The sequence below is a fragment of the Pseudohaemophilus parahaemolyticus genome (genome assembly GCF_938021905.1).
GTDB lineage: Bacteria > Pseudomonadota > Gammaproteobacteria > Enterobacterales > Pasteurellaceae > Haemophilus_A > Haemophilus_A parahaemolyticus_B.
In genome coordinates, this window is the sequence record NZ_CALIFA010000027.1 from 1 (window position 1) to 4,927 (window position 4,927).

Sequence of the window (4,927 nt, forward strand, 5' to 3'; positions counted from 1 at the left end):
ATGATTTTGGCATTTAAATAGCGACAAAAGAGGGCTTTGAGCTTTCAAAAGAAGTTGAAAATTTCAAATGGGCGGAAGTTCATCAGCGATAAGTAGTCGTTGAAAACGGGCTGAGATTTCAGCCCTTTTGTCTGGAACAAGCTTCAGTAAATGGATACTGCAAAATGAAATTAAATGACGGATTAACATCTCTGGCGACCAATCTGGGTAAACGCCAAGAAATGGTACGCTACACACAAAGCAATGATTTAACCAGAGATATTGCTCAGCTTGAAGCGTTGTGGCAAGAAAGTTGGATCGTGCAGAAAATTTGCCGCAAGAAGGCACAAGATATGACCCGCCGCTGGCGTGAAATTACCTCTAACGATTTAGATGGTACACAGTTAGAAAAAATTGACCGCTTGGAGCGTAAATTGAAACTCAAAGAAACGCTTGAGCAAGCACTAATTTGGGCAAGCCTTTATGGTGGCGTGGCGATTTTGGTATTGACTGAAAAATCAACCTCTACCCCACTTGAGGTAAATCAAACCATTGAACGCTTGGTGTTGTTGCGTAGGGATATGGTGGTCGGTTTTGGCTCGCTTAATAATAATATCTTTGATGATAACTACAGCAAGTTCGACCAATACAAAGTAAATGGCTCACTGGATGTACATCATTCCCGTCTGATCATTATCAATGGCACGCCACGCCCACCTAAACGCTTTGCAGATAGTGAAATTTGGGGGCTTTCCGATTTAGAAGCGGTTTATACCGTTCTCAAGCGGTTTGATTTGATTAGCACCAACACAGGGGACTTAATTACTGAAAGCAAAGTCGATGTATTTAAGATGGAAGGCTTAACCGACCGCATTGCCGCAGGTATGGAAGAGCAGATTGCCAAAACCGTGGAAATGGTGCAACTGATTAAATCAAGCACTAACACGTTATTGCTAGATAAAGAAAACGAATACGAGCAAAAAGAACTAGGATTTGGTGGCTTACGCGATTTATTGGTTGAATTTCGTAATTCGGTGGCTGGGGCTGCAGATATGCCAGTTACCATTTTATTTGGTCAATCCGCTGCAGGTTTTGCAAGCGGTGTTGAAGATATTCAAAACTACCACGAGAGCATTCACGCCTTACAAGAGAGCCGTTTACGCCCAGTATTTGACCGTTTAGATCCGATTTTATGCCAAATGGCATTAGGCTTTGAACCTGCAGACTTTTGGTTTGAATTCAACTCCCTCCAAGAAATGACGGTGGAGCAAAAAATCACGGCATTAAATAGCTTTGCGACGGCAACTAATGTGCTAATTGAACGTGGTGTGTTAACAGAACAGCAGGTCGCCAATGAATTAAAAGAGAGTGGTTTGTTTAATAGTATTTCAGCTGAGGATATAACCTCTTTAGAAGCAGAAATTTGATTGAAATCAAACTATGCTATGGTAAAAAATTATGATTTTAAACCTTCCCGAACTTCTTAAAAATCAACCCAAACGCAAAATTAACCTTAATTTTAAGCCAAACAAAACCAGCCTGCACACTGAGCTTTGGTATCGAAACGCTTTGCTTGCACTTGTGCGAAATTTTCGTCAAGTGATCGAATCTGAAGGCTTTTTTGCCAATGAAGTGAATTTAAACGACAGCCAATTTACCGATGCAAATAAAGATTTTGATGCCGATCGTTTTTTGAAAGCAGCAGAAAAATTGGGCAAAGCAGATATTGATGGTGTAGCAAAGAAAATTGCTCAAGGATTACTTATTCGGGGTAACACCCAAAATATCCAAGAAGTCTCTAAAGATTTAAAACGCCAAACAGGGGTTGATCTGCAAGGTTATCTCTATAATAGCGGTAAAGTTGCAGAAAAATTGGAGCAATTGACTACGGCAAACGTGCTGTTGATTAAATCGATTCACAGTCAATACCTCGATAAAATCCAAGCGACGGTAATGCAAGCTCAAGTAAAAGGCACGCTTACCAAAGACCTTGCCAAACAAATCAAGGAAATCGGCGGTGTGACCGAAAAACGGGCAAAACTGATCGCCCGCGACCAATCGGCAAAAATCAATGCCACCTTAACCCGTGCAAGACATGAAGAAATGGGCGTAACGCAGTACATTTGGAGTACCTCTGGCGATGAGCGTGTACGTGATAGCCATGCAGAAAATGATGGAAAGGTTTTCAGTTACGATAATCCGCCACCAACAGGAAATCCTGGTGACGAAATTAATTGTCGTTGTATTGCCGTGCCTGTTTTGGTAGAAACACAATTGCCAGCGGATAATCCACAAACTCAAGAATCCTCAGCTTCTGAAAATGAGAAAATAGATGATATCCCTCAACCAGAAATTTTTGTAGAAGCTAATACTGGATATTTACCGTCACCAAGCAAAATTAATGATGTTGTTAAAATTGGTGAAGAAATTTCTAGAAAATATAAGAAAGAACTTGATAAAACTGCGAAAAATCCAGATAGTGGATCTGAAACAATTTTACAAATTTTGAGAAAAGAAGGTGTTGAATTTGGCTCAACTGGCAATTATGTTTCTGATCAAGAAAAAGTTGCTAAAATGTTTGAGTCTGCTACATCTCGCTATCCTAGCTCTTGGATTAATAAGGATAAAAAATATGGAAAAACCTTCTTAAATCATGGTTCTGGGCGCGGTTTTCATTTTAACGTAAAAGACTTGACTGATGATCAAATAAAAGTCGTCATAAAATTTAATGCCCCAGAGTTCACGCGATTTATTGGTAAAAAAATATCTCAAAGAGATAGTTTCATCCACATTGATAAAACAAGTAATCCAATGGCTATCATGATTCATGAATTTGGACATCGTTTACAAAGTAGTATTCCAAAACTCGATGAATACTTTACCGCTTTATGGGTAAAACGAACTAAGGGTGACAAAGTTGAGAAACTTAAAGATGTAACGGGGCGTGCGTACGGAAATGATGAAATTACTAAAAAAGATGAATTCCCTGATCCATATTTTGGGAAAATTTATCGTGAAAATGGGCAAGATAAGCCGAAAGAAATGCTTACAATGATTTTTCAGGCATTATTAGGCGATGATCCAGAAATGTATGAAAAAGTTTACAAAGATAAAGAATTATTTAATCTTGGCTTAGCATTGCTCGCGAGGTATAAACCGTGACAATTAAAATCAATATCCCTCTTAAAGTTTGGGACGATAAAGAAAACAATTACATTATCGAGCATCATATTTTAGATTGGGATGATAAAAAAGGTACGATCAATGGCAATGAAAGAGCGACATCTATTATTCTTTGGGCTTGTGAGCTTTACAACGGGGAACAGGGGGGCTTTATGCCTTACCCTTATAAAATTACTAACCCACTAAAAAACAAGCAAGAAATGGCGTTACTTTTGCATAAAATTGCCGTGCCATTACCTGATGAATTATTATTAAATTTTCCAGAATGGCTAGAGTGTCAATCGCAATTTTTATGCCACCATACTCGCCAAGAAATAATAAAAAGCGGAGATAAAGAAGCATTAAAAGAATATGACAAACTTATCGGGAATTTTGAATATTAATGAAAGTTGATGTGCAATATAAAGGTAAGGTGCTGAAAAAACTCATTGAACAAGTCGAACTTGCAAAATCCAAGGCGGTTTATGTGGGTATTCCTGCAGAAGCCAATAAACCTGTTGAAGATGGAGAAAAATTCAACTTAGCTTCATTGGCGGCAGTGTTGGAATTTGGTAATAAGCGAATTCCAAGCCGTCCATTTTTGCGGCAGACCCTAGAAAAAAATAAGCATAAATACTCTCGATTTTTTACCGATTTTCTGAAAGAGAGCCTTGATGTCAATCAGGCTTATGGAAAAATTGCATTATTGGTTCAAGCTGATGTCCAGCTCGAAATAGTAAATGGTGAATGGGTAGCAAACGCTAAAAGCACGATCAAGCGTAAAAAATCTAGTAAACCATTAATTAATACGGGGCGATTACGCCAGTCTATCGTTGGCGTGGTACGAGATGAAAAATAGCAGGCGAAAATAACCGCTTTCAGTAATGAAAAGCGGTTATTTTTATTGATATTATCCCTACTAAGAGCGTTAATGCTCCTGTGTTAAATAACAACTAACAACGGAGCAAATAATGAAAACTTTATATTTTCTACATAACTTTTTAGAAACGGTTCACGGTGTATTCAACAGACGCAGCGATGCAGAAGTGATGATCGTTCAACATTTAACATCTAGCGGTGTTATTGGTAAATTAAACCACATTATCGATTTTGATAAACTTCCGCAAGAACATGAATTTTTTATTGACAAAGTCACCTATGACGAAAATAACAAAATTATCAGCGTGAACGATGAAGATCCAGACTGCGATGGATTGGCTGATTTCTATACGGAACGTTATCCTTACCAAGAAATATAAAACCTAGTCCGAACAATAGCCCTTCCAAATAAGCAACACCGCCAACCCGAGCGGTGTTTAATTTATTTGGCTTAATCCCCAATGCTTCACAAATTTGTTTTTCTGAGAAGCCTTGGCAATACAACGCCATCACTACTTGAAAGTTTAGCAGGCTATTTTGCTTTAGCATCATTACAGCTTGCTCAATGACCAAGCATTCCGCATCACTAAAATGCACCAGATACCCTCTTCTTTTCTTGGGTAGCTTAGGAATGCTGATCGTTTCACGGTAAAACTCCGTACCAATCCGCTGCAACGCCCATTGTCTTGCCCATTTATCTAATAATTCTTTTACTGTTCCTACAAATTTCATTTTGTTACGCATTCGCCTTCAACTCCCTTACCTTTGCCCGATACACCTTAATCAGTTCTTTGATTTCCTCCACCGACAACTTCAGCGGAGGGTGGTCTTTGCGTTCTAAAAATTCCACACGTTCCAGCCCGATTTTCTCAATCAATCCCAACCGATATTCCAAAATGTTACCGCT

General features: G+C 38.7%; 7 protein-coding genes. 5 read left to right on the plus strand and 2 right to left on the minus strand.

All coding sequences use genetic code 11. The features are described from left to right. Positions 1-164 precede the first annotated feature (164 nt). The 5 genes from QMF79_RS01895 to QMF79_RS01915 all read left to right on the plus strand — a co-directional run bounded on the left by QMF79_RS01895 (position 165) and on the right by QMF79_RS01915 (position 4,400). Positions 165-1,406, plus strand: coding sequence for an anti-CBASS protein Acb1 family protein (locus QMF79_RS01895; RefSeq protein ID WP_281772542.1), 1,242 nt, complete (start codon positions 165-167; stop codon positions 1,404-1,406). A gap of 205 nt (positions 1,407-1,611) precedes the next feature. Beyond that, positions 1,612-3,141 carry a phage minor head protein gene (locus QMF79_RS01900; protein ID WP_281772543.1) on the plus strand — a complete coding sequence of 510 codons (1,530 nt, stop codon included), beginning with the start codon at positions 1,612-1,614 and terminating at the stop codon, positions 3,139-3,141. Then, positions 3,138-3,545, plus strand: a complete 408-nt coding sequence (locus tag QMF79_RS01905) for a hypothetical protein (protein WP_281772544.1) — start codon at positions 3,138-3,140, stop codon at positions 3,543-3,545. The genes QMF79_RS01900 and QMF79_RS01905 overlap by 4 nt, the downstream gene beginning before the upstream one ends. After that, positions 3,545-4,000 carry a hypothetical protein gene (locus tag QMF79_RS01910; protein ID WP_281772545.1) on the plus strand — a complete coding sequence of 152 codons (456 nt, stop codon included), beginning with the start codon at positions 3,545-3,547 and terminating at the stop codon, positions 3,998-4,000. The genes QMF79_RS01905 and QMF79_RS01910 overlap by 1 nt, the downstream gene beginning before the upstream one ends. A 112-nt stretch (positions 4,001-4,112) precedes the next feature. Then, entirely contained in the window at positions 4,113-4,400 is a 288-nt protein-coding gene (locus QMF79_RS01915) for a hypothetical protein (protein ID WP_281772546.1), read from the plus strand. Here QMF79_RS01915 and QMF79_RS01920 read toward each other — a convergent pair. Both QMF79_RS01920 and QMF79_RS01925 read right to left on the minus strand, forming a co-directional pair. Continuing rightward, positions 4,321-4,764 (minus strand): antitermination protein, encoded by a 444-nt coding sequence (locus QMF79_RS01920; RefSeq protein ID WP_281772547.1) that lies wholly within the window; start codon positions 4,762-4,764, stop codon positions 4,321-4,323. The two genes, QMF79_RS01915 and QMF79_RS01920, sit on opposite strands and share 80 nt — an antisense overlap. Continuing rightward, positions 4,757-4,927 (minus strand): recombination protein NinG (locus tag QMF79_RS01925; protein WP_281772548.1); only part of this gene is annotated, 171 nt, incomplete at its 5' end. The genes QMF79_RS01920 and QMF79_RS01925, both read right to left, overlap by 8 nt.